Here is a 22,960-nt window from a genome sequence, read left to right as displayed (position 1 = left end):
GGTTTATATCTCTAATTCTTGTGTTTTTTCAGACTGAGTTGAGGTGTGTTCTTGTGGTGTTTCATGTAGCTGAGATTGCAATGCGGTGAGTTGCTCCTGTGAAAGGGACTCGGCACCAAAGTCACTCGGTGTACTTACTCCACCATGGGCTTTAGTCTCAAGCGCTACCTCAATTACTTCATATAATGCGTGTGTTAAATGACGTGCAAATGCCTCGGTGAGATTGCCATCAAGCAAGGAATCTACCTTTATTCTCAGCAGTTCCCCTTGAACTAGTGCATTGATATCGAGAAGTAAATTTGAGCTGTTCTGAGCTGAACTTGTCTCAGTTTGTAGCTGGTTGTCTATCTGCCATAGCGCATCACTTTGCCTGCCCATTTGACCTAGGTAATTAAAACTGATGCTTGGCAATGTTAAGGTGGTGTCTTGCAGTTGTGCACAACCAAAACCAAGCCCTTTGTTCGGGATTTGGCGCAGGGCCTCTTTGACATCAATAATGGTGTCGCCCAGGGTGCGCTGTTGTGTCAGCCGTAGTGGATATAAACAGGTGAACCAACCGAGAGTTTGGTTAATGTCAACATCATCGCGCCACATTTCACGGCCATGACTTTCAAGGGTAACGGCGTGCTGAGTTTGTCTAAATGTTTTACTCAACGCTTGGCATAATGCCGCCAGTAGTAACTCTTCACTTTGGGTATTAAACCCAGCGTTGGCGTCACGCAGTAAGTGAGTCGTAGCTTTTGCGTCTAATTCCAACCAAACTGTTGAAGGAGTGGCTGCCATAACTGGTGGATAGCTAGGCAAGTTGGTTGCTACACGTTGCCAAAATGTCATTTCTTGAGGGTGTGCCGCAGGATAAGACTGCATCATCTCCACCCATTGACGATAACTGGTACGTTTAGCGAGCAGCTCACCACGCTCTAGCAGTGTTTGCAGATCTTGGGCAATGATCCGCCAAGAAACAGCATCTATAATTAAGTGATGCAGCGCAAAGTGAAGTAGGTCATATTCTTCACAAAATGCTTGGATATGCGTGACTTGCCAAAGCGGGCCGTGACAAATATCAAACTGACTTTGTCGTTTGTTTAGTTCGGTAACAAGTATAGGAGACTGGCCATCCAGGGTATCAAGCGCTGCCATCGTGCTAGTATCGCGATATTCTTGGCTAATATGGCCTTCAAATTCCATAAAAGTTGTGCGCAACATATCGTGTTGTTCACTCAAACTATGTAATGCTTCTTGCAGTTGAGCGTGGCTATAACCAGTTGGGATTCGAATGGCAAAGGCTTGGTTCCAGTGGTTTTCATCAGGTAATTCCTTATTGAAAAACCACTGTTGTATTGGCAGTAAATCAAAACGCCCAGTTAATAGCCCCTGTTCTTGTACGATTTCGCGTTGAGTTGCCTGCACACTGAGAATGCGTTTACTCAGCGTGTATGCTGTTGGACAGTCAAAAATATCTTTAACTTGTAGCTCAATACCTTGCTGTCGGAGTGAAGCAACGAGCTGAATTGTCAAAATTGAGTCGCCGCCGATGGCGAAAAAGTCGTCTTTGGTACTGACCTTTTCAATCCCCAGTAACGATTTAAATGCCTCGCATAGCAGGGCTTGGGTTTCATCCTCTGGCGCCACGTATTCGTTTTGGCTTGTAAGCACAGGCTCAGGCAAGGCTTTGCGGTCTAACTTACCGTTACCGGTTAATGGAATTTCAGTCAATTCTGTCCAAGTTTTCGGTAGCATGTAATTAGGAAGCGCTTGTGATACTTGTGCTTTGACTTGCTCAATTTGGCCCATAAATTCAGGGTTAAACTTCAAGTAAGCGGCCAGGTATGGGACGTTTTGTAAGGTGCGGTCAATAACTACAGCTTGGGCGACTTCAGGCAGTTGGTTGAGTACGCCCTCGATTTCACCAAGCTCGATGCGATAGCCTCGGATCTTCACTTGGTTGTCGTTGCGACCAATATACTCCAGTTCTCCATCCGGTAAGCGTCTTGCTAAATCGCCGGTTTTATAGAGTTTGGCATGGTCTTGTTGAACATCTTGCTCGGTTGCATATGGGTTGCTAATAAAGCGTGTTTGGGTTAACTCTTCACGGTTTAAATACCCCCGAGCTAGACCGGCTCCGCCAATATATAACTCTCCGCTTGCGCCGGGTTCGACTAATTGCAATTTGCTGTTTAATACGTAGGCTTTCATATCAGCAATCGGTCTGCCAATGTGTGACGCCTTAGAACTAGAGTGCTGTTGCAATGCTTTGTAAGTTACATGGACGGTGGTTTCTGTGATCCCATACATATTGACTAGTAGAGGCTGTTCATCTCCATAGCAATGCCACCATGGGTTGAGCATTTCAGGGTTAAGCTTGTCGCCACCAAAAATCACATATCTCAATTGGTTAAAGTTTAATTTGGCACGAAGGGCGGCGGCACTAAATTCGTAAAAGGCTGCAGGCGTTTGATTGAGTACGGTAATGTGATTGGTTGAGCAATACTGTGCAAATGCTTCAAAATCACGAATAAGGCGGTTGTCAGGAATACACAGTTGGCCGCCATACAGTAGTGCCCCCCACATTTCCCAAACACTAAAGTCGAAAGTATAGGCATGATATAAGACCCATACGTCTTGGTGGTTAAAGCCATAGTCTTTTGCGGTTGCACTAAACAACCTGGCAACATTTTCGTGGGTTTGCATTACGCCTTTTGGTTTGCCTGTGGTACCCGAGGTATAAATGATGTAGACCAAATCTTTCGGCGACTGATTGATTTTTGGCGCTTCATTGCACTGTTGCTGGGGAGCAAGTGGTGTAACTAATGGACAAGTCACCTGTGCCACATGACATTTATCTTGCGCTGCCGCGTACTGCTGTTCATCGACTAGTAATAGACTTGGGTTGGTATCGCTCAAAATAAACGTTGTCCGCTCGCTGGCATGATCAGGAGACAGTGGCACATAAGCCGCACCCGCTTTAGCCACCGCAATAATTGCAATTAGCATCTCAATAGAAGGCTGCATATACAGTGCAATCAACGTATCAGCGCTAAGTGGTTGTTGATACTCAGACTGGTATTGGTCTCGTAAATGCAGAGCAAGGGCATTGGCTCTGGCGTTCAGGGTTTGATAATCAATAGACTGCGTTTGGGTTCGTAGTGCAATCCGATGCGGGTGCTCGATTGCCGCTTTCTCAAACCATTGATTTAGGGTGATGTCTGAGAAGAAGGTTTTATTTTCTTGGTTGCTGCGTGCCAAAATAAGCTGTTGCTCTGCCTCATCAAGTACGGGAAGTTCGGCCACATTTATATCGCTTGAGTGGGTAAGTAATTCAATAAAGCGTGCTTGAATATCGGTGATCCGTGTCATGGCGACACGAGAGAACACAGATTTTGCCGCGACCACTTTGCGGCACAGGCCGCCTTCTGTTTCAAAGTGGGTAAACTCGATATCAAATTGAGAAACGCCAGGCTCAATAGATACGCCTTTAACGAGAGTGTTACCTGCTGAACCTAGAGTCAGTTCATACCCCTGACGACCAATCATCAACGGGGTGATCCCCGGACGAATACCATTGCTTTTTAATCTGGCCAAGTAGTTACAGGTGACATTAATATGTTTTGCAGCGTCTTTATTGCTGTTACCAGAGAGTAATAACTGCGTCAGCTGGTTACTGACTTCATTGATAAGCGACGCGCCACTGTATTGCTCAATATCGCAAATAGAAACCGTTTCCACGTCAGAGTAGTGACCCAAAATTGCTCGCGTTTTTCGGGTACGACGAGCCATTGGAATACCAATGGTTAAGTCGGTTTGTCCGGTAGTATGAAATAAAGTCAAAAAGACACTGGCGAGCACCACGCTAAAGCTGGTCACGCCAGCTTGAGCGGCGGCCTGCTTTACTTGTTTCAATGCCTGCGGATTTTCTTCGCGAAAGGCAATACCGTCGTAATGGTGTTTGAGTGCCTCGGTATTACTTTGATAAAAGTCGATTGGATAGAGCGCTTGGTTTTCTGATTTGCTGTCGCGGGATGGCTTCTTTTCAAACATCACGTTGTAATCAAGTGGTGCAAGGTTAAGCTCCGTGTTATCAAGCACCGCCTCAATACAAGCGAGTAAGTCACTCATGAGCACTTGCAGCGCCCACTGGTCACAATTGATGTGATGACCTTTAATGATCAGTAACAGTCTAGTGTCAGATCCACAAACATAAAACTGAAAGGTTTCTTTTTCGATATTGATAGCCTGTTCAATTATTGTCTTAGCGGTGTCAGCATCAGTGTGTGAAATGAATTCTGGCGCAACATTAAGTAATAAAGGTGGGGTGCTGAGTAACTCCAGTTGCGGCTCATTTTTTGTGTCATTGATGCAGCTTGACAAGATAGGGTGGCGTACAAATAAAAGTTCGAGGGCTTGTTGTAATACCGGCTTGTTAAGCTCGCCGGTAAATGTCACGGCACAAGCGATATTATAAACCGGGTTGGCCAAATCAAGTTGTTGCGCTTGCCATACGTGAAGCTGTCTTGTTGAAAGAGGCTTGAAGTTGGCGTTAATAGACAGTGAGTTCATTACGTTATCCTTTTTTCGCTCTAACACAGCGGCTTTTGCCAATTTACTTTGTGGTATTTGGTTTGTTGTATGCGGGTTAGATGCCGTGTTACTGCACGGGTGATCACCTCACATGCAAGCGTTGGATGAGGTTGTAAATACATGTGATCGCCCACAACATGATGGTGCTGAAAATGGTTCTCACAGTAGGGATACCAAGCGCGATAAGACTCGGGGCTTACTAAATGATCCTGTGTTGCCAAAATAAGCTCTACAGGCATGGTAAGGGTAATATCTGTGCTTACGGTTTGCTCCGCGAGGGTAAAATCATCCTTAAACATACCTGTGATTACGGTTTCCACTTCTTGGCTTAGGCGGTGCGCTGGCAGCATATCAAGCTGATACAAAGTAGCGAGTAGGTCGCTATCACTCAGTTTCGCGTACTGTGTCACAGATGGAATACAAGGAGCACGACAGGCTGATAGACACACTAAATCTGGGGTTGCCAAGGCATGTTTACGGAGGTGATCAGCGAGCTTATACGCCACCATGCCACCGAGGCTATGACCAAAGAATACGCAAAGCCGCTCACTGCGTGACTGAATTTGCATATTTCTACTTAAGTGATCAAGTACTTCTTGCCAATCCTGCTGAGATTGTACCCCTGCTTTAGTACCGCGACCAGGTAAGTCGATACCGTGCAGCTGCCAATGGTCAGGTAAATACTGTGCCCACTTTCGAAAAAACAGTGATGAGCCGCCAGCGTGATGAAAGCAATAGAGATCAACTGGCATCATAGCTTGAGCTCCAACGTAGGGGTAAATGCTATCGACTGGCCGGTTAGCATGGTGTTGGTTCTCATAAAGTTGACAAGGTATTCAACGAGATCTTGATGGCTAAACACCGCAGGGCGGGCCCCAAGTACACCGCCTTTAAGATTGCGCTTTTGTATTCTTGCGGCTTTGCTGTCAGTTGCAAGCAATGGGAGTACAAAACTATTTACCGCAAGCTTACTGCCTTGATACTCTCGAGCGAGTGTCATCATCAGCGCATTATGGGCGTGATTACAGACACTAGCAGTGGCTTCTAATTCGTAATTTAGCGTGTCTGATTGGGTCAAAAACACCAGATTACCACCACTCATCCGTAAGTTATCGGCGATTACTCTAAGCACAACAAAGGCATTTTCCAGCCGAGCTATCACTTGCTCACCGACGCTGATGTCTTCAAGCAATTTGCTCTCATCGAGGCGATTGGCACAATGTAACACCATCACTTCTTGTTGTTTGTAGTGGGTTTCAAACCAGTCTAATAGTACTGCGGTGTCTGATGTGCTGAGTGGCGCATCTAAAGATAGATATGTAGCTTCTGGGTTTTGTGCAACAACCAAAGGGCTGGCATTAATCAGCAGTATCGGGTGTTTTTGTGATAATAAATGGGCAATAAAGTGGTTATCAAACTCACCAGTTGGATAGAGCAAAATAAACGCTTGAGCATTCATACCGCAAGCCCTCCGTCTAGCCGGAGGACATTTCCAGTTTGATAATTTGACGCACTTGAAGCGAGATAAAGCGTGGCATCCGCGATTTCCTTTACGCTCCCAACGCGACCAAGGGCGGTGTGTTTTAACACCGGGTTAATAATACTGGCAGGAATATCATCAATCATATCGGTGGCGATAAAGGTTGGCGCGAGGGCATTACAATAAATGCCACAGTGCCCATATTGGCGAGCAATTGTCCGAGTTAACCCAATGATTGCGCCTTTTGAAGTGGCGTAGTTGGCTTGTCCTTCACGGCCGCTGATCCCGCTTTGCGACACCATGTTGATAATTTTGCCAGCGCTTTGTTTTGTCATTACAGGCAACACGGCCTGGCAGCACTGTAACGTGCCTTTAAAGTTTATGTCTAACACGTCGTGAAACGCGTCGTAAGACATTTGCGAAAACAAACTATCTTGGGTGACGCCAGCATTATTCACCAGCACGTCGACTCGACCTGTGTCGTTAACTGCTCGGCGAATAGCTGCATTTACAAATTCACAATCAATAATATTGCCACTTTGCTGGACAAAGCGAGCTTCATACTCAGGCTGATGTAATTCTGTAATCGGGGTTTGTGTGCGGCAAAGACCGTATACGCGGGCACCCCCTTGTAAAAAGGCCAGTGCAATGCCTTTGCCTATCCCTTTGGATACGCCAGTTACTACGACTGTTTTTCCAGTAAACACAAGCTAATTCCTTAATCCGTGTAAACAATGGTGAGTTCGGCTTTGGCGACCAACTCATCTTCAACATGTGCCTGCGCTTTGAATCGAGCCAGCGCGCCAAACTCGGTCTCTAATTTCGCAGTCACTTTTATGATCTCGCCCGGGCGTACAGGGCGGTTAAACTTAGCCTTCTCAATTGCAGACAGCATGCCTCCTGTATGGGAATTGTTGCAGCAAAGGCCACTTATTTGCGCCATGGTTTCAATAATGAGTACCCCGGGGAAAATAGGCTCATCGGGAAAGTGCCCTTGAAGCCCCGGCTCGTTATGTGAGATAAACTTAAGCCCAACAATCATCTCACCTGGTGAGTGTTCAATGATCTTGTCGGCGAATTTAAATGGTGCCTGATGTGGCAAGTTGTCGGTGATCATGATTTTTCATCTCCCCAGTCAAAGCAAAAGTAAACAATGAGAAAAAACGCCACGCTGGTGACACCTAAAATAATCAATTGTCGACTGACAGCCACAAGCTCAACACCTTGGTTGGCTACTAAGCGCAGGGCATCCAAAAAAGCAGTAGTGGGCAGGAGCGACACAATTTCCCGTAACACAGTAGGGAAGTTGGCGGTGTCGAAGTAAATGCCTGATAAAAACATCAATGGAAAATAAAGTAGGTTGGCAATACCAGAAGATACTTCGACGCGTTGGCTGCGTGCGCCAACTAAAACACCGAGCATACAGATACAAAATGAGCCTAACGCCATGACTAAAATGATGTCGACAACATTGCCCTGTAGCGTGTAGCCAAATAAAAAGTGAAATGCCACAAACAAGATAGCCATTTGAAATACCAGCAAGAACAAACGTGCAAGCACGATCCCAATAATGTAATCGCGACGCTTAAAAGGGGAGAGGCGAAGGCGTTTGAAAAAGCCGTTCTGCCTATCAGATACTAGGCTATTTGCAATCGATACTAGTGCCAGGCCCAGAACCTGCAAAACGATGATCCCAGGGATCAACCAATCTGTATAACGGTAGCCTTTGACGCTAACCACATTACTTTGCATCACCTGACCGTTAGCTTGCTCTTTTAGGCGCAATAAATAATTACGTGCCATTAACGACTCATCGGAGTTATGGGTAGAAAACATCGCATTTGGTGCGAGATATACTTCAGGGCTTATCTCATTTTGCAACTTACGCAACACGGACCCAGGAGAGCTAATCACTTCAGCCAATTGTGCCGATGCGAAACTGTCTTCGATTACAATTGAGTCCGTTTGCGACAGGCGGGTAACGGTGACCAGTGGGTCTTCCTCCATGGCTTTTAACCACTTTTGTTCAATTTGCTCACCATGCATTACGACCACATTAATTGGTGACATTTTTGGTCCGCCAGAGAAGGCCTGAATGAGCAATAAAGCGATGAAAATAGGCAAGCCGAACGTCCATAGCAACACCGCTTTATCGCGGAAGAAAGGCCGAATATTGACCATCATTAATTGCCAAAAAGGATATAGCTTTGTTTGACTTGGCTGCGTTTGGTTTAACTTAGTTTGACTTAACTCAGGCATAGCTTTGCGCCTCCATTGTGGAACCTGTAAGTTTTAAAAATACGTCGTTGAGCGTGGCTTTTCTTGGTTCTTTGATCACTGGTGTTTTAAAGGTGCGATTAATGATGGCGCTTGGTGCACCTGACTCAATGATTTGACCTGAGTTGATAATGGCCAAGTTGTCACATAAAAATTCGGCTTCATCCATGTAATGGGTCGTTAACAACACGCAGGTTCCTGCTGCTTTAAGATCTTTGATGATATGCCAAAACTCTTGGCGGCTGGTGGGATCAAGCCCTGTGGTTGGTTCATCTAAAAACACCAGTTTTGGGTTACCCACAACAGCCATGGCGAGAAATACTCGTTGCTTTTGCCCGCCGCTGAGCTCGCTCAGCCAAGCATCTTTTTTCTCGCTCAAATTGAAGCGCGCTAACAGAGTGTCAATTGGCGTATAACTTGGGTAAAAGCTGGCAAATAACTCAACGCATTCTTTTACTTTGAGTTTTTCGTAGAGGTTATTGTGCTGCATTACACCACCCATCAGGCTGCGTAATTTCGTTTCATCCTGCTTCCAGTTGAGTCCAAACAAAGTCACCTCGCCAGCAGTGGCACTGCGCAGCCCTTGAAGTATTTCCAACGTGGTTGTTTTACCCGCGCCATTGGGGCCAAGCAGTCCAAAGCATTCTCCTTCGCTCACGCTGAACGACACATCGTCTACAGCGACTTTGCGTGTTCTTTTATAGACCTTCCTTAAGTTTTTCACTTCAATCACGGTTGTCATGTTATTTCCTTACTGTTCGTAAAATACATCCCGTCATACTTCCCGCGAGATTAACGCTCAGGAGAAGGGTTTGATCTAACTCGGTATTATTCGTTGGTGTATTTAGTGCGTGCATTAAAGCTTGCACCGTTAACTCAGTACTATGTCGTGGTACGCATTGAGGTTGATACTTGATAAGTTGCGCTTGTGGTAAATGACAATCTAAGCTGGCTGCGATTGCACCAAAGGCGCTGTCGTGATGGGCACTTAACACGATATTGCCGACTCGACTCAGTTTCCTAGCGTGAGCTTTCAGCAGCTTATCTAATGAATTAGGCTGTTGTGTATCATTGATTTGAATAAACTCGATTATTTCAGCAAGGGGTTGGTAACCTGCAGGTAATACTGTTTTGGTGGCAAGTAGTGCTGCGCTAGCAAAATGGCCAATATCCGCATTGAACTGATGGGCAGCCCACACTTGCTTTGACAGCGCTGTGTCATCTTGTGACCCACATACCATTGCGTAACGGCTACGGCCTTCACGCATATCAAGCGTTGCACTCCATAAAGCATGTAAAAAATCGTTACCTAAGTCACTCACGCACGTAGCGGAGTTTTTAAAACCAAACCCCAAAGCTAATTGCCCCAAAGTGGCATTGACGACTGTGTTTGGAAAATGCGTGCTTTTAAGCTCTGCAATACCTTCACAGAACGACGCTAAATTTTTATTGAGTGTTTCTGACGAGCCAATGGGGTTAGCGTAGTACGCGGCGAACTCGGCAAGTGGTAATTGAGTTAAGTCAAGTTCACTGTCTTGCAATGCAAACTGGCAGGCGCCCAAGGCAAATTGGGTTACATTTGGCGTACGACGCTGAAATAGCGATGGGAATTGTTTTTTCAAGTTAAACTCACTAAAGCCATCGGTTTTGTTTTCTCTGGCGAGGTAGACTTTTTCATCACAGAGGCTGGTGGCGGTGAGTAAATAAACTGGTTGTAGCGATTGACTGGGTATGGGCTTTTCTTGGTGACTAAGTAGCATGCTAGTGTTATGACCACCAAATGCTGAGTTAGTCACGGCAAAGACATCGACAGTGTGAGACTTTGGCTGGTTAGTGACTAATTGATAGTCTTTGCAGCATGGTCTAACTGAATCAACCCCAAGTGTTGCGGGTAATAGTCCGTCATCTTGGCTAACAAGTGTTGAGATAAGCTCTACCGCACCGGCTGCGCCTAGGGTATGGCCAAAGTAAGATTTGCTGCTGGAAACCCATGTTTTTTGCATTGCCTGAGTGCCAATTGCCGTTTGAATGCCATTGAGCTCTGCGCCATCGTTTGCAGGAGTACCGGTACCATGACTATTGACGTATTCAATATTTCTGGCTGTAACAGGCGCAAAAGAGAGTGTTTGTAATAGCGCTCGGCGCACACCGTCGCCTTCAGGGTTGGGAGCGGTGGCGTGGTGCGCATCTAAACTAGAACCTGTAGCCAGCAATTGATAGCGCGGCGCCCCCCCGCGTTTGTTGATATGTTGTGCTGACTCGAAGACTAAGAAACCAGCGCCTTCACCAAGGCTCAAGCCCATTTTTTCACTGTACGGGGCACAAGGTTCAGGACTCAGTGATTGCACCGATTGAAAGCCACCATAGACCAGCTCACTTAGCGCGTCGGCGCCACCTGCAATCACTACATCAGCTTGGTCGTTCTCAATAAGTTGTTTGGCAAAAGCTATGGCGCTGCTGCTTGCTGTACAGGCCGAGGTAAACGTCATTATCGGCCCCTGAATACCAAAGTGACGGCTTACATCAGTTGCTATTTGATGTGGAGGGTAAAACTTAAATCCTTTTTGATGTTTACCTTTTATGCTCTCTATTAACGAAAACATGCCACAGTTAGCATTACCTAAAATAAAAGCAACCCGCGTGTTGTCGACCTCGCTTAATACTAAACCTGCATGTGTTAGTGCTTCTTCTACTGCATGGATGGCATACTGACTTGCCAGATCCATTTCATAATTATCCGCAATATATGCTTCAAAATTGACGGCGAGCGCTCCCACATTATGTGCAAGCCCCTGAGTGTCAAAACGGTGAATACGGCCTATTCCCGTACGGTTTTGTTTGATGCAAGTCAGCATCGCTTGGCGATTTTCGCCAGCAGCACAGAGTACGCCATATCCAGTGATGAAAGTTTCTTGTTTATTATTCATGTACGCTTTCCTGTAGTGCCGAGAGGGTGATTTTGCCGAGTTCGTTTTCAGGAAACTGCGAGAGAAAATGAACTTGTGGCGTGGGTAAGTCTTTAAACCAACTCCTAATATCTTGAAGTGCTGGTGTGTGTGACAATCCTTCGACAAAGGCGACTAGCTCGCCTCCTTTATTGTTATTACTATCTTCAATAAAAAAGACCTTGTGGCGCAGCCCGGCAAAATGCTCCGTGAGGACTTTTTCGATACTTTGTAATGAGAAACGCTTACCGGCATATTTAAAAATCTGATCAGCTCGACCCGCGTGAGAAAACTGTTGGTGGCTGCTAAAGACCAGTTTGTCTTTGAGTTCAAATGCTTCACAATCAACCACTAAAAATGGGGAGCGGATCATCGTTTTTTGCTCAGCATTTTGATAGATGTCGACGACACTAAATTTGGTAAATAAGATTTCGTTACAAGCAAGTGGCCGATACCCAATACCGCCAGTTTCAGTACTTCCTAGTACCTCAAAAGCACGGATTGATAACGCTTTTTGCTCAGTCAATTGAGTTAGCTTTTGCTCCTTCTCACCTTTGAAGGGGGCACCAGAGCTAATCAAGTAATGGTGTTGGTAACTGATTTGATCTGCAACAAAATCAAACATGGTTGGTGTCAATATCACGGCAATATGCTTGTTTTTGATAGGTTGTAAGTCCGGTGTCGATCCCAGCTCATAGCAAACAGGCTTACCAAGCTGGAGTGGGAGCATAAATGCCCAAATAAACCCAAACATATGGCGAATATCGACACACGCACAAAAGTAATCGACGTCGCCAAAGCCAAAGGTATCGGCAAAGGTAACAGCCTCAGCATGAAGAGAAGCGATGGACTTTTGCCAAATTTGCGGTTTACCAGTACTACCCGAGGTTTCAAAGCCAATGGTTTTATCGCTATATTGTTGTAAGAATTGGGTAATGGAGCCTGGTTGTACTACCTCATGTTGAGGTGTGATGACTAAGTCTTTCCAACTAAAAGCATCTTGTGAGGTTGTAGCGGTGGCACAGAGTACAGGTGTGATGTTATGTGCAAGTAAGATCATCACACTTTTAATAATATCGCATGGTGCACTATCTTTTATTACTCTTACTGTGCCGGTAATCTCAGTATCTTTGCTTGCCTGAATAAGTGTTAATAGTGCCTGTTCACCTAGTGCGGAATGTTGATCTGTCCAAGTATCTAACAGGCTAGCTTGCTTTTGCTGTGTAAGCTTGGTGATGATTTGTTCTGCTAGTGTGTTCAGAGTAACAGTGCTCAATTCGCCCAAGTCACTGAGCTTGAATGCTTTCTTACATGCTGCGGATAACTGCATGAGGTCGACCGAATCGAGAAATAGTGGCGCCTCTAGCAAGTTGGCATCATCATCTAATAGGTTTAATTGTTCTATATCTACTTCTAACTCAGCTTCAATCAGCTGTATGAGTGTTGAACGAATGGCACTGTTTGTTTGCATGGTGTCCTTCCAAGCGAAATGGTTACTAGTAGATCAACAAGCTTCGGCAGTCGCTTTAGCTGCAACTTGCTCGTGCACAAATTGAGCTAATGTAGCGACATTTTTCATTTTTTCCTGAATGGTTTGTTCTGGGTAATCTTTAAACTTGAGGCTGTATTGCTTCTCAATCGATACCACAAGGTCTAGCACTTCAATGCTATCCAAATCTAAGCCATCACCGATAAGCGGGGCGTCATCCTCGATTTCTTCAATGCTGTCTACTACTTCCAAATTATCAACAATGATATCTTGCTTAATAAACTGTGTTATTGACTCTAAGTTACTCATTTTTATATCCTTTTTGATTTTTTGTGCGGTGTGTGTTAAGCGACTCTTTGAGAGTTTTGGAGCAACAGCAACCTGTGGCTGACGTATTCACACGTCAGCCAAGTAAGTCTGTCAGCTCAAAAAACGGCTCAGAGAGGTTTATTGCTCGTTAAAAAGGGCATTAACCATGTTGTTGATTTCAGCATCCATCGGTCTGTCTTCGATTACAGGCTGGAAGTTGCTGCTAATTTCGTCGAAAAACTCACGAGAAAGCTGGTTGAGTTTTTCCGCTTTCGCATCTTTTCCATCAACATAAAATGCCTGTCTGATTGCCATTGCCTGAATGGCAATAACTGGCTTGATAAGGTCGGTAATACGGCGCAGATCTCGTGCAGCAATGGTTCCCATGCTCACAATATCTTGGTTTAGTGCTTCTGTTGTGCGTGAAAATACTGACATTGGGCCTGCATTTTTTAGCGCTTCAGCAACAAGCGAAGAGGAGGTGATCTGCATTGCCTTGAAGCCGTGGTGTACCCATGCTTTGTCGCCTAAGTCATCGCGGGCCACTAAGTTGTTAGAAATGCCGCCATTTAGACGATCGTCAACTAAAATGCCCAGCTCGCGCTCAAGTAATGCCCCCATGTTTGCAACCAGTGGCTTTAAGGTATCGCATACCGCCGCAACGTGGCCGCCGTAAAAATGTCCGGCATTGAGGATAAGGTCATTTTCATCATCAAAAAGTGGGTTGTCATTTACTGAGTTGATCTCTGTGGTGAGAATTTGTGAGGCCCACATTTGCGCGTCAATTAATGGCCCCAATACTTGTGGTGAGCAACGAATTGAGTAGCTATCTTGTAGTCTGAAGGTTTCCTGTTTACCAAACTCGATATTGTCGTCGGTACGATTTCTGCGCCCTAAACGTTGATCAACATTGGTTAGGCGCTCGAGTATTTTTGCGGCACAAATTTGTTGGCCACGGTGTGGTTTTAATTCGTGTACACGTTTATGGAATGGAGAAGCTCGACCTTCTATCAGTTCTACATACAGGGCAATTAGCTTACAGCTAAGGTCAATTGCACGCTGAATGTCTTTGAGTGCATTGGTTGCGATGGCTGACATCACAGAGGTGCCATTCATAATTGCAAGGCCTTCCTTAGGCTTGAGTTTGTAAGGCGTTATATTGAGTTCTTCCAACACCTCAGCAGTATCACGAATTTGTCCTTGATAATAGACTTTGCGTTTGCCGCCAAGTGCAGCACCGATATATGAAAGTGGTGTTAAGTCGCCGCTAGCACCAACAGAACCCATTGCAGGAATCGCAGGAATAATACGGTTGTTTAAAAAGGTTTCCATTTGAGATAGCAGTGCCCAGCTTACTCCTGAAAACCCTTTGGCATTACAATTCATGCGAATTAACAATGTGGCCGCACAGTCAGATTCTGACAGATAATCGCCTACACCACAGCCATGATAAGCGATAAGGTTTTGTTGCAACTCTTCGGAAAGTGAAGTTGAAATTCGGTTGCTTGCTGAGTTACCGAAACCAGTTGTTACACCATAAATGTCTTCTTGATTGGTTAGTTTGTTATCAAGGTATTGACGATTCTGATCGATTCTTGCCTTAAGTGCTAACTCATCTAGTTTAACTTTAGAAGTTGGTTGACCTGCATACTCTTGTACTGACTCTAGAGAAAGTGATTGATCTTGCGAGATAAAAACAATACTACCGAGCTGCTTCTCGACCTGAATTGTTTCCTTTTCTGTGTTGTACTGGTTCATGACTTTCCTACTCTGACTAAAATAATGATTCTGATTGTGTTGTGCACAATGTTTATTTTTGCTGTAACTGACATACCCTATGAATGTGAGTTACACCCTGTTATAGGCGAGTACTACTTAACCAACGTCCCGTGAGTTCTAAACCTGTTTATATGTTCAATTCTATCGCGATACTATTGTCACTATTTTTGTTACAAAATTATTTTGTTTGTAAATAAAAATTATTAAATGTGATTTTTTGATTGTTGTGTTTTAAGAATGGCGGCTAGGTTAAGTCTGAGATTTTGGGGTGTCAACACTGAAAATTTGCCATTTTAATGTTAATTAAACCTAACGTTAAAATAATTGAAATGTTAATTTTTGGTGGCAGGGAAGAGTTGTTAATCACTATTTTATATCTTAATGAGATATAAAGAATTAATTTATTATTAAAGTAAATGCTCTATTTTCTGAAGGGGTAAAAAGTTTAATAAAACTGACTTATGACAAATGTCACTATTTTCAATGGTCGGATGAGGGAATAGATAATATTGATGAAAGTGGTCAAAAAAGTGAATTTTTTATGGATGTAGAGTCCCGTAAAAAGGTATGATTTATTCTGTGATTATTGAGGTTGCATGGATTGAAGTTATACCGCGCTGAGAAGCGTACCCGTATCCAGCAACCAAAAGCGTTAGACTTTTTTAATACTCTAGTACCGTACTTATTAGACCTGCTTCTCCAACCACTAAAAGGTATGAGCGATCTAAAGAGGCGTTACATAGACTCAGTACTTTGTCGCCCATCATTATATCTTCGTTACAGTCATTGACTTGATACCAACCAGTTACTTCACCTTTTGTTACTTCCACTTCCTGCTCATTTATGCTCAGCTTCATTGATGCTGTGGCTAAGATACGAACGGTAAATTGATTATCATGATCCTCTTTAGATTTGCGTACTAGTTGGATATCCAAAGTTTCATTAGCCTGTTGCATGACTACAAAATGATAATCTTTGTTATTGCTTACTTTGACCTTCTTTTGTTCTATCATTCCCAGCTTATTAATAGACTCGGCATAGAAGCTAATTTCTCTATTAACATTGTGCTCATGTGTAATGCGGGTCGGCGCAGAGTTGGAGGGTAAGACTTTGACTCGATATTTTTCATCTGCGGCATTACGCTCATCGCCATCTAATTTTGTATTAGCAAGGTGGAATGCAATTTCATAATCGGTGGCATTCACTAAATTGTATTCATTCTTGTATAGATCAGAACCAAAGTTGGCAGTCTCAATATCTTCTGATGAACAGGCAACAGCTAAAATACTAAGTGTAGTAATAGCAAGCGGGCGAAAATTCATTATTGATCTCCTTAATCAATGTGTTGAATTACGAACTTAATCAGATTGCGAAGAAAGAATATAAGATGGCCAAATGAAACGTTGCTTAATGATGTTCGGAATATGTTAAAAACTGTAAGTAGAAAGACTTTGTAACAAAAAGTGGTACGTTGTATTTGCGAGATACGCTTTTAACTCAGTGATTATTATTGAGATTTGTTATATGTTAGATTTTTAATCTGCTACAAATTTAAACAAAATAATAAATTCCAAATTTTTAATGGAATAAAAGGTAACATGATAGAAATTAATAATATTGATAAGTATTTTTCTAAAAATGCTTTATTTAAAAACTACTCTCAGAAATTTACTCATGATAAAACCTGCCTGTCTGCGCCTAATGGTATTGGTAAAACAACATTGTTATGTATGATTGCAGGAGTAGACATTGCGTTCAGCGGACAGATCTTGTTGCAAAATAAAGAAGTGAAAAAACGACAAAGTTGTGTCGCGTTAGCTTCGGATAATATTCCTTATCCTAGTTTCTTACCTGCTAAAGAGTTACTAAATCTCACGTCGACAGCATGGCAATGTGATTTTCCAGCCGAGCTTATTCACGACTTTCAATTTGACCCATTTTTAAACACGCGTTACGAAGATCTATCCTCTGGTAACAAAAAGAAGCTTCAGCTTATAAATGCGTTGATGCGTAATACACCTTATCTACTATTGGATGAACCCACGGCAGCTTTGGATGCAGCAGGTTGCGAATATATCGTCGAAGTGGTCAGCAATTATGAAGGCATGGTGCTGATGACAAGCCACGAACCAGAGCCATTTCTACAAGTAGGTTTTCACTGCGTGCCGCTAATTCCAAAACCGAGCAACTGATATGCTTTATTATTACCGTTACAGAAAAGCATCTTTTGTTTTATCTCTCCAAGGGATAAGCCAACAGATACAACAATTTGGCCTTATGATTGCGGCGCTGTTCCAAATCTATTTACTAGGCTTTATTGCGATATTATTTATGGGGATAGGTAAAATAGTTGAAAGCGATAGCCCCGCGACACAGGTGCAAATTGCGTGGGGATTACTTGCAGCACAGAGCTTTATTTTGTTGGTATTTCGAGATGCCGTGCTGGACTCGACACATCGTCGCTATCATCACACCATATTGACCCAAACGATTCATCAAAAGCTAGCCGATGGCGTATCACTGCTTATTGTTCATCCTTTATTATTGATGAGTTTGATTATTTGTTATTCGATGGGACTTGAGAAACTGACACAAGCATGGCAGCTAATATTGTTTGTCGTAACGCAGTTTTTTGTCGCACTTTGTTTTATTTATCGTCCGCTTGGTACTGGAAGTGGGTTGTTACTTGCGGCGGCCATAGCGCTATATGCGACTAACATTACGTGGTACTTGGTTGCTTTAAACCTCATTATACTGGGATGTTCAACGCTGCTGCCACGCACACTCTTGATGTCAATATCTGTTACGGGGTTAGCGACATTTTGGCTAAGTTTTGCCTATAACCACTACTTTGTGTTGCTTTGGCGAATTGTGTTGAGTGCTCTGGTGCTGTGGTTTGGTGTAATTTTAGAAACTGAACGTCCAGATTTAGTTGCCAATTATGTGCCGGGGCTTGTGACTTTAATTTTATTGTGGTGGTCGAGCCTGGCTATCGATCTAAAACCTGAGATATACGGTCGTGTGGCATATTGGTTGAGTCTCGATAAACTGCAATCGGCTAAGCAGAGCATTTGGATAATTGTCCTGACGGCAGCCATTGGCTTTTCCGTACCGGTTTATATTTTGTTAGGGATGACTGTAGTCAGTTTATTGCCTTACGTTTTTCTACCACTTTTGGTGTTAAGTGCATTAAAAGGTCCACAGCATTTAGCCATGACTTGGCTCAGTACTTTAGTACTTAGCTATACAGCGTTTGTGCTTTTTTAATACTAATTTTCTTAATTAAGAGGTCTATTTTGAGGCGAGAAAATCTTGTCGATAACACCGCTTCCGCGTCCTGCTCACGCCGAGGTACCTACGTCCTGTAGGCAAGGCAAAAATTTTGCTATTTAGTGTTCTAAATAAGAAATTTTTAACGCTGTTAGCGTCAGATTTACTCCTTCAAATTGAGTATGTATTAAGTCAAATTGGTATAATACCAACTGCTAGTTCGTAGCTTCAGAAAGGCGAGTCAGTTTTTTGATATCGCCTTCGATACTCTCCATTCTCGCGATGAGCAGATTGCCAAGGGCGTCGATATCGTAGTGCCAGATCAGGTGGCCTACTTTTTTAAGTCTAGGCTGTTGCTCTGGCATCAATGTGAGTTGCCAAATGTAGTCCTTTTTTGACCAAGCAGATTGCCAATAGATGTCGTTGCCGCGAATTCTTAAGTTACTAAATTGATTAGTTTGTTTTTGACTTAGCGAGTATTTATTTATTGCTTCTGAGTCGCTTTCGAAGAGCGTCTCGTACTCAAGTAGTAGGGGCTGTTGTAGCACAAACCAAGTTTGTCTTGTGGGGTGATAAAAGACAAAATCCGCTGCGCTTTGATGGCTACTGATAAGCGCCCCAGACAAACTGTATTGATTTAAAGTTTCACCGTCATAAGCCCATAGTGTCTGTTCATCAATCCAGCCCATGCTTCTGACTGGCTGACTCAGTTGAGAGTCGAACTGAGTGAGTGGACGTTTTCGGTCGTATATCACTAAATCGTTATCACGGTTTGAGGCCAAATAGTTTAGCTCTGGGCTCCATACTAAAAAGCCAACGTACTCATGTCCCTGATGAAAAGAAAGCTGGCTGATTTTATCATCGCGATAAAGATACACCTCGCATACGCCGCTGCGCCTAGACATAAATGCGGTTTCCCCCAAGCTGTTGGTCAGTGGCAGGTAATCGATGCTTGAGCTTGAAAATAAAGGGAGGTTGTCTCGGTCTTTAATATTAACTTGGAAGCTTTCTAATGCGGCAAAAATATCCCCATGTTGATCGCTTGAAAAGCTTGTATAAAGGCCAATCTCCGTTTCTTTTATCGCCTGAATGTCACCGTCTCTAAAGTGTCGTGACAGGCTACCATATTGACTCGCAATCACGGCTTGATGATAAATATCAAATGCCACGGAAGTCACAGGTGCAGGCCATTTTATATGAACCGTGCCATCGAGTGTTTGAAGTCTTGCCAGCCTCTGTTTATCTTGCACTAAATAATAGGTTTTGCCTCCCCAACCTCGAATTACCATTTTTAACTGCTCGTTGGCTGCCAAAGCGAGTGGCAGTTTGACCATTTGATGGGACTCTAGCCTGTAAAGATGCGCTGCTTTGGCATGATATTGGCCGAACGTTAAAATAAGTTCCTTATCATTTTTCCAAACAGGTTTAGTACCAACCTGGCAGGGAATAATTTGAGAACTGTGGAAAAATTGCCCCGCAGCAGTCATCACATGAAGTTGACAGCCACTGCCTTGATATTGCCAGAACGCCAGCTTATCTGAGTCGGGGCTCCAACTTGGAAAACTAATACGAGAGTCGAAATGGTGTGCATTTAACTGATAGCCTTGCTTGTTGGCAATCACAAGGTGAGTAAAATCTTTAATGTAGGCAATGAGATCTTGGCTTTGGTGGGCATCAACGTCAAATTCAAGGCCTAGATCATGGCTAAGGCTCGAGGTTTCGTAGCGTGATGGTGTTTTTTCAGTCGGCGTTTGATTAAAAAAGGCGATTGCGCCAAAGCATAATACTGCCATAACGACGGCGCTAAAAGAGAAAAAACGGGACTTGGTTATTGTTTTTACGGGTTTTATCGTATGCTGAGACACCTTATCATGGCTTGTAAGTGGCGCGATAAAGCGATAACCCCGTTTGGGGATAGTTTTGATATAAATCGGATTTTTAGGGTCATCCCCAAGCACTTTTCGCAGTTTAGTCAGTAGCTGATAAAGGCTATTAGGTTCGACAACTGCGTGTTGCCATAGCTTCTCAGTAAGCCAATATTTCTCTAGTACTTCGTTATGATGCTCAATAAAAAGTGCGAGTAACCTTGCCATTTGTGGCTCAAGTTTTACGGTTTCTTGGCTTTGCCTATGTGTTAGGCAGTCTTGCTGGAGATCAAACTGCCAATGTCCAAAACAAACCATCTCTACTTCCTGTGCCTGCACGCTGAGTACCAATTTCAATAATCAAAGCCAATTGTTCCTATAACGTTAGCGTTTCTTAAGATTAAGTCAATGTTTATAAAGGTTAAGTCAGCTTTCTTCAGAAAAAGTTAAGAACTTTTTACGGCAAAGTTTGTTGCAATAGCAGGCATAACTCTGAGGAAAGTATGTATGAATAAAAGCAATAAATTTTGGCTTGGTTTAAGTTATCCCATGATGGCAGGAGCTGTACTTGCGGAACCTATCGTGATTGATGGTAAGTTAAATGAAGCGCAGTGGGGCTCTGCTACGCACTTTGAACAATTTGTTCAGGTTGTGCCTGTAACTTTGGCATCTGCCAATGACAAAATTACAGCAAAAGCCTTTGCAACCACCGACGGTGTTTATATTGGTATTAAAAACTTCCAGCATAAAGCCGAGCGTAAGCGACAATTCAATATCCATGACCGGTTTATGCAAGCTGACTTCAATCGGGTAGTTGTGGACTTTTCAGGTGATGGCAGCAGCGCATATCAATTCTCGGTGACATTAGGTGGCGGCTCGCAAGATGGTGTTGTAACCCCAAGCTTAAACGTGGATTACGATTGGGATGGGGACTGGCACTATGCCAATCACATTGACGATACGTATTGGAGCACAGAATTATTGATCCCTTGGCATACCGTGTCGTTTCAGCCGGGAGATGAGCAGGGGCTTAAAAACATTGGGGTTTCGGTACAATTATATGAGCTTAAAAGTAATTTTATCTATGCAAACCATGAGGATACAACAGCAAACAACGACTTTTTCTTGTCTATGCCAAAGATCGCAGCACACATTCCCGAACATTCTCAATTGGCATTTGTGCCTTACTTTGCGCATCAAGCTCAATTTGCACCTCTAAGCACGTCGCCTTCCGAGCGCCAGCACCAGTCCGATGTTGGTTTTGATTTATTCTACAAACCTTCTCATCATCAGAAGGTAAGTCTTGCTGTGAATCCTGACTTTGGTCAGGTGGATATCGATGATGTTGATGTGAATTATTCGGCCGTGGAAACGCTTCGCACCGATAAACGTCCATTTTTCACCCAAGATATCAGCCTGTTTGAAGTTGCTGCACTTGAAAGCACTAAGCTTATTCATACCCGTCGTATAGGGGCATCAAGTGATGATGGTACACGTGCAATCACCCCCATAGATGCGGCGCTACGATTTGTACATAAAGGTAAGTTGGTACAATTTGGTACTTTTGCTGTGTCTGAGTCGGACTTTTCGGATGATATCGGTAAGCAGTTTTTTGCCGCAAGAGCTAATTATCGCACGCAAGATTGGCAAGCTGGTGTGCTTGCAACCAAAACAGACAGACCGTTTCTTGAGCGTGATGCCACAAGTTATGCCCTTGATGGTCAGTATCGTAGTGATACTTGGTCTTTCAAAGGTGCGCTATTACAAACTGAGATAAAAACACAAAAGCAATGTGTTACAGGTGAAGGTGTATCGCTAGAGGCGGAGTATCAACAGTCGTTACAGACAAAGTTTGCTGCTCGCTACTTTGCAGTGGATGACGAATTTGATAATCGTGATCTCGGCTATATGAAACGAAACGACTGGCAGGTGAGTGAGCTTTATGGTGAATACTCGATGCACCCAAAAGACAGCTGGTTTACCAGATTAAAGCAGTCACTCACATTAAGACATGAGCACAATAATGCTGGAACAGGCTTAGCGGCCAGACAAGCATATTTAGCGCAGTTTTTGCTGGCAAATGGTGGTCAGCTCAATCTCGGTCTAGATTATTACACCAGCGGTAAACAAGATAATTTAGGGCGAGGCACAGAGATGTTTGAAATGCCAAGTCGTACGGAGTCTCGGGTATTTTATCAAAGCCCTTATGTAGGAGATTTTTCTTGGGCTGCAAGTATAGAGCTTGATCAAGAGGGAATATCAGGCTCAGCACAGCAGTACGCCGTGGATTTGACGTGGATGCCACATTATAACTGGAACCTTAAGTTGAGTAATTTCTTTAGAAGCGGTGATGGCTGGCTAATGGCAAACGGGCACAACCGCTTGAGTGAATACGACAGAGATGAGTTTTCCAATAAATTTGAATTTAATGGCCGGATCACTGACAACCTTGAGCTTAGTGGTTCGCTACAGTGGACGGTACTTGAAGCGCGAAGTAAGACAATTTATCAACTTACCAATGGTGATCTTCGCGAAGTTCATGGTGACACGAGTTTTGACGATAGGCGCTTGGCGAGCCAGATAAAACTGCGTTATCGAATGGGGGCATATTCAGACATTTTTTTAGTGTATCAACGAGGAGGAGCAAACTTTTCGACACTTGAAAAGTCTCAGGTCGGGCGCAGAGATTGGTTTGGTAGTGTTGCCGATTTATGGCAACAGCCAGTGCAAGACTTAGTGACGTTTAAGGTGCGATATTTATTTTAAATCACTAGAGCTGTGTTCCCCCGGCTCTAATACCAATTTTCTTAATTAAGTGGTCTATGTTGAGGCGAGAAAATCTTGTCGATAACCCCGCTACCGCGTCCTGCTATCGCCAAGGTACCTACCTCCGTGTAGGCAAGGCAAAAATTTTGCTATTTAGTTGTTCTAAATAAGAAATTTTTAACGCAGTTAGCGTCAGATTTAC

16 protein-coding genes are annotated in these 22,960 nt (G+C 43.7%); 3 read left to right on the top strand and 13 right to left on the bottom strand.

Annotated features, from left to right (window positions below; all coding sequences use genetic code 11):
- Positions 1 to 3: 3 nt before the first annotated feature.
- From D9603_RS09625 to D9603_RS09570, 12 genes are all read right to left on the bottom strand, one after another.
- Positions 4 to 4,557 (bottom strand): non-ribosomal peptide synthetase, encoded by a 4,554-nt coding sequence (locus D9603_RS09625; RefSeq protein WP_128731143.1) that lies wholly within the window; start codon positions 4,555 to 4,557, stop codon positions 4 to 6.
- Between the two features lie 20 nt (positions 4,558 to 4,577).
- Positions 4,578 to 5,333, bottom strand: coding sequence for an alpha/beta fold hydrolase (locus D9603_RS09620; RefSeq protein ID WP_128731142.1), 756 nt, complete (start codon positions 5,331 to 5,333; stop codon positions 4,578 to 4,580).
- Positions 5,330 to 6,037 (bottom strand): hypothetical protein, encoded by a 708-nt coding sequence (locus tag D9603_RS09615; protein WP_128731141.1) that lies wholly within the window; start codon positions 6,035 to 6,037, stop codon positions 5,330 to 5,332. Before D9603_RS09615 ends, D9603_RS09620 begins: the two co-directional genes overlap by 4 nt.
- Positions 6,034 to 6,765, bottom strand: a complete 732-nt coding sequence (locus D9603_RS09610) for an SDR family oxidoreductase (protein WP_125254180.1) — start codon at positions 6,763 to 6,765, stop codon at positions 6,034 to 6,036. The genes D9603_RS09615 and D9603_RS09610 overlap by 4 nt, the downstream gene beginning before the upstream one ends.
- 11 nt (positions 6,766 to 6,776) lie before the next feature.
- Positions 6,777 to 7,175, bottom strand: coding sequence for a 3-hydroxyacyl-ACP dehydratase FabZ (gene fabZ, locus D9603_RS09605; protein WP_125254181.1), 399 nt, complete (start codon positions 7,173 to 7,175; stop codon positions 6,777 to 6,779).
- A complete protein-coding gene (locus tag D9603_RS09600) occupies positions 7,172 to 8,317 on the bottom strand; it encodes an ABC transporter permease (protein WP_128731140.1) in 1,146 nt (381 codons plus the stop codon). Before D9603_RS09600 ends, fabZ begins: the two co-directional genes overlap by 4 nt.
- Entirely contained in the window at positions 8,310 to 9,077 is a 768-nt protein-coding gene (locus tag D9603_RS09595) for an ABC transporter ATP-binding protein (protein ID WP_125254183.1), read from the bottom strand. Before D9603_RS09595 ends, D9603_RS09600 begins: the two co-directional genes overlap by 8 nt.
- A gap of 1 nt (position 9,078) precedes the next feature.
- Positions 9,079 to 11,262, bottom strand: coding sequence for a beta-ketoacyl-[acyl-carrier-protein] synthase family protein (locus D9603_RS09590; protein WP_128731139.1), 2,184 nt, complete (start codon positions 11,260 to 11,262; stop codon positions 9,079 to 9,081).
- Positions 11,255 to 12,751: an AMP-binding protein gene (locus D9603_RS09585; RefSeq protein WP_128731138.1), complete on the bottom strand. Its 1,497-nt coding sequence runs from the start codon at positions 12,749 to 12,751 to the stop codon at positions 11,255 to 11,257. The genes D9603_RS09590 and D9603_RS09585 overlap by 8 nt, the downstream gene beginning before the upstream one ends.
- 33 nt (positions 12,752 to 12,784) lie before the next feature.
- Positions 12,785 to 13,078 (bottom strand): phosphopantetheine-binding protein, encoded by a 294-nt coding sequence (locus D9603_RS09580; protein WP_125254186.1) that lies wholly within the window; start codon positions 13,076 to 13,078, stop codon positions 12,785 to 12,787.
- Positions 13,079 to 13,216: 138 nt separating this feature from the next.
- Positions 13,217 to 14,836 carry an aromatic amino acid ammonia-lyase gene (locus D9603_RS09575; protein ID WP_128731137.1) on the bottom strand — a complete coding sequence of 540 codons (1,620 nt, stop codon included), beginning with the start codon at positions 14,834 to 14,836 and terminating at the stop codon, positions 13,217 to 13,219.
- A gap of 683 nt (positions 14,837 to 15,519) precedes the next feature.
- Entirely contained in the window at positions 15,520 to 16,179 is a 660-nt protein-coding gene (locus D9603_RS09570) for a hypothetical protein (RefSeq protein WP_128731136.1), read from the bottom strand.
- Between the two features lie 276 nt (positions 16,180 to 16,455).
- On the opposite strand from D9603_RS09570, the gene D9603_RS09565 reads away from it, so the two are divergent.
- Entirely contained in the window at positions 16,456 to 17,049 is a 594-nt protein-coding gene (locus D9603_RS09565) for an ATP-binding cassette domain-containing protein (RefSeq protein ID WP_128731135.1), read from the top strand.
- A 1-nt stretch (position 17,050) separates the two neighbouring features.
- Positions 17,051 to 18,124, top strand: coding sequence for a DUF6136 family protein (locus D9603_RS09560; protein WP_128731134.1), 1,074 nt, complete (start codon positions 17,051 to 17,053; stop codon positions 18,122 to 18,124).
- 218 nt (positions 18,125 to 18,342) lie between these two features.
- Here the strand turns inward: D9603_RS09560 and D9603_RS09555 are convergent, their stop codons facing one another.
- Positions 18,343 to 20,310, bottom strand: coding sequence for a winged helix-turn-helix domain-containing protein (locus tag D9603_RS09555; RefSeq protein ID WP_128731133.1), 1,968 nt, complete (start codon positions 20,308 to 20,310; stop codon positions 18,343 to 18,345).
- A gap of 189 nt (positions 20,311 to 20,499) precedes the next feature.
- Here D9603_RS09555 and D9603_RS09550 point away from each other — a divergent pair, with 189 nt between their 5' ends.
- A complete protein-coding gene (locus D9603_RS09550; RefSeq protein WP_128731132.1) occupies positions 20,500 to 22,758 on the top strand; it encodes a DUF5916 domain-containing protein in 2,259 nt (752 codons plus the stop codon).
- Positions 22,759 to 22,960 lie beyond the last annotated feature (202 nt).

The organism is Pseudoalteromonas sp. PS5, from assembly GCF_004103255.1.
GTDB lineage: Bacteria > Pseudomonadota > Gammaproteobacteria > Enterobacterales > Alteromonadaceae > Pseudoalteromonas > Pseudoalteromonas peptidolytica.
The sequence above is the reverse complement of the archived record's forward strand: the minus strand, read 5'-3'. Positions and strand labels throughout refer to the sequence as shown.

Coding starts and splice junctions, on each gene's coding strand:
- D9603_RS09575 (WP_128731137.1), bottom strand. CDS start 14,836: ATGAACCAGTACAACACAGAAAAGGAAACAATTCAGGTCGAGAAGCAG.
- D9603_RS09590 (WP_128731139.1), bottom strand. CDS start 11,262: ATGAATAATAAACAAGAAACTTTCATCACTGGATATGGCGTACTCTGT.
- D9603_RS09585 (WP_128731138.1), bottom strand. CDS start 12,751: ATGCAAACAAACAGTGCCATTCGTTCAACACTCATACAGCTGATTGAA.
- D9603_RS09555 (WP_128731133.1), bottom strand. CDS start 20,310: ATGGTTTGTTTTGGACATTGGCAGTTTGATCTCCAGCAAGACTGCCTA.
- D9603_RS09625 (WP_128731143.1), bottom strand. CDS start 4,557: ATGAACTCACTGTCTATTAACGCCAACTTCAAGCCTCTTTCAACAAGA.
- D9603_RS09550 (WP_128731132.1), top strand. CDS start 20,500: ATGAATAAAAGCAATAAATTTTGGCTTGGTTTAAGTTATCCCATGATG.
- D9603_RS09570 (WP_128731136.1), bottom strand. CDS start 16,179: ATGAATTTTCGCCCGCTTGCTATTACTACACTTAGTATTTTAGCTGTT.
- D9603_RS09620 (WP_128731142.1), bottom strand. CDS start 5,333: ATGATGCCAGTTGATCTCTATTGCTTTCATCACGCTGGCGGCTCATCA.
- D9603_RS09595 (WP_125254183.1), bottom strand. CDS start 9,077: ATGACAACCGTGATTGAAGTGAAAAACTTAAGGAAGGTCTATAAAAGA.
- D9603_RS09560 (WP_128731134.1), top strand. CDS start 17,051: ATGCTTTATTATTACCGTTACAGAAAAGCATCTTTTGTTTTATCTCTC.
- fabZ (WP_125254181.1), bottom strand. CDS start 7,175: ATGATCACCGACAACTTGCCACATCAGGCACCATTTAAATTCGCCGAC.
- D9603_RS09600 (WP_128731140.1), bottom strand. CDS start 8,317: ATGCCTGAGTTAAGTCAAACTAAGTTAAACCAAACGCAGCCAAGTCAA.
- D9603_RS09565 (WP_128731135.1), top strand. CDS start 16,456: ATGATAGAAATTAATAATATTGATAAGTATTTTTCTAAAAATGCTTTA.
- D9603_RS09615 (WP_128731141.1), bottom strand. CDS start 6,037: ATGAATGCTCAAGCGTTTATTTTGCTCTATCCAACTGGTGAGTTTGAT.
- D9603_RS09580 (WP_125254186.1), bottom strand. CDS start 13,078: ATGAGTAACTTAGAGTCAATAACACAGTTTATTAAGCAAGATATCATT.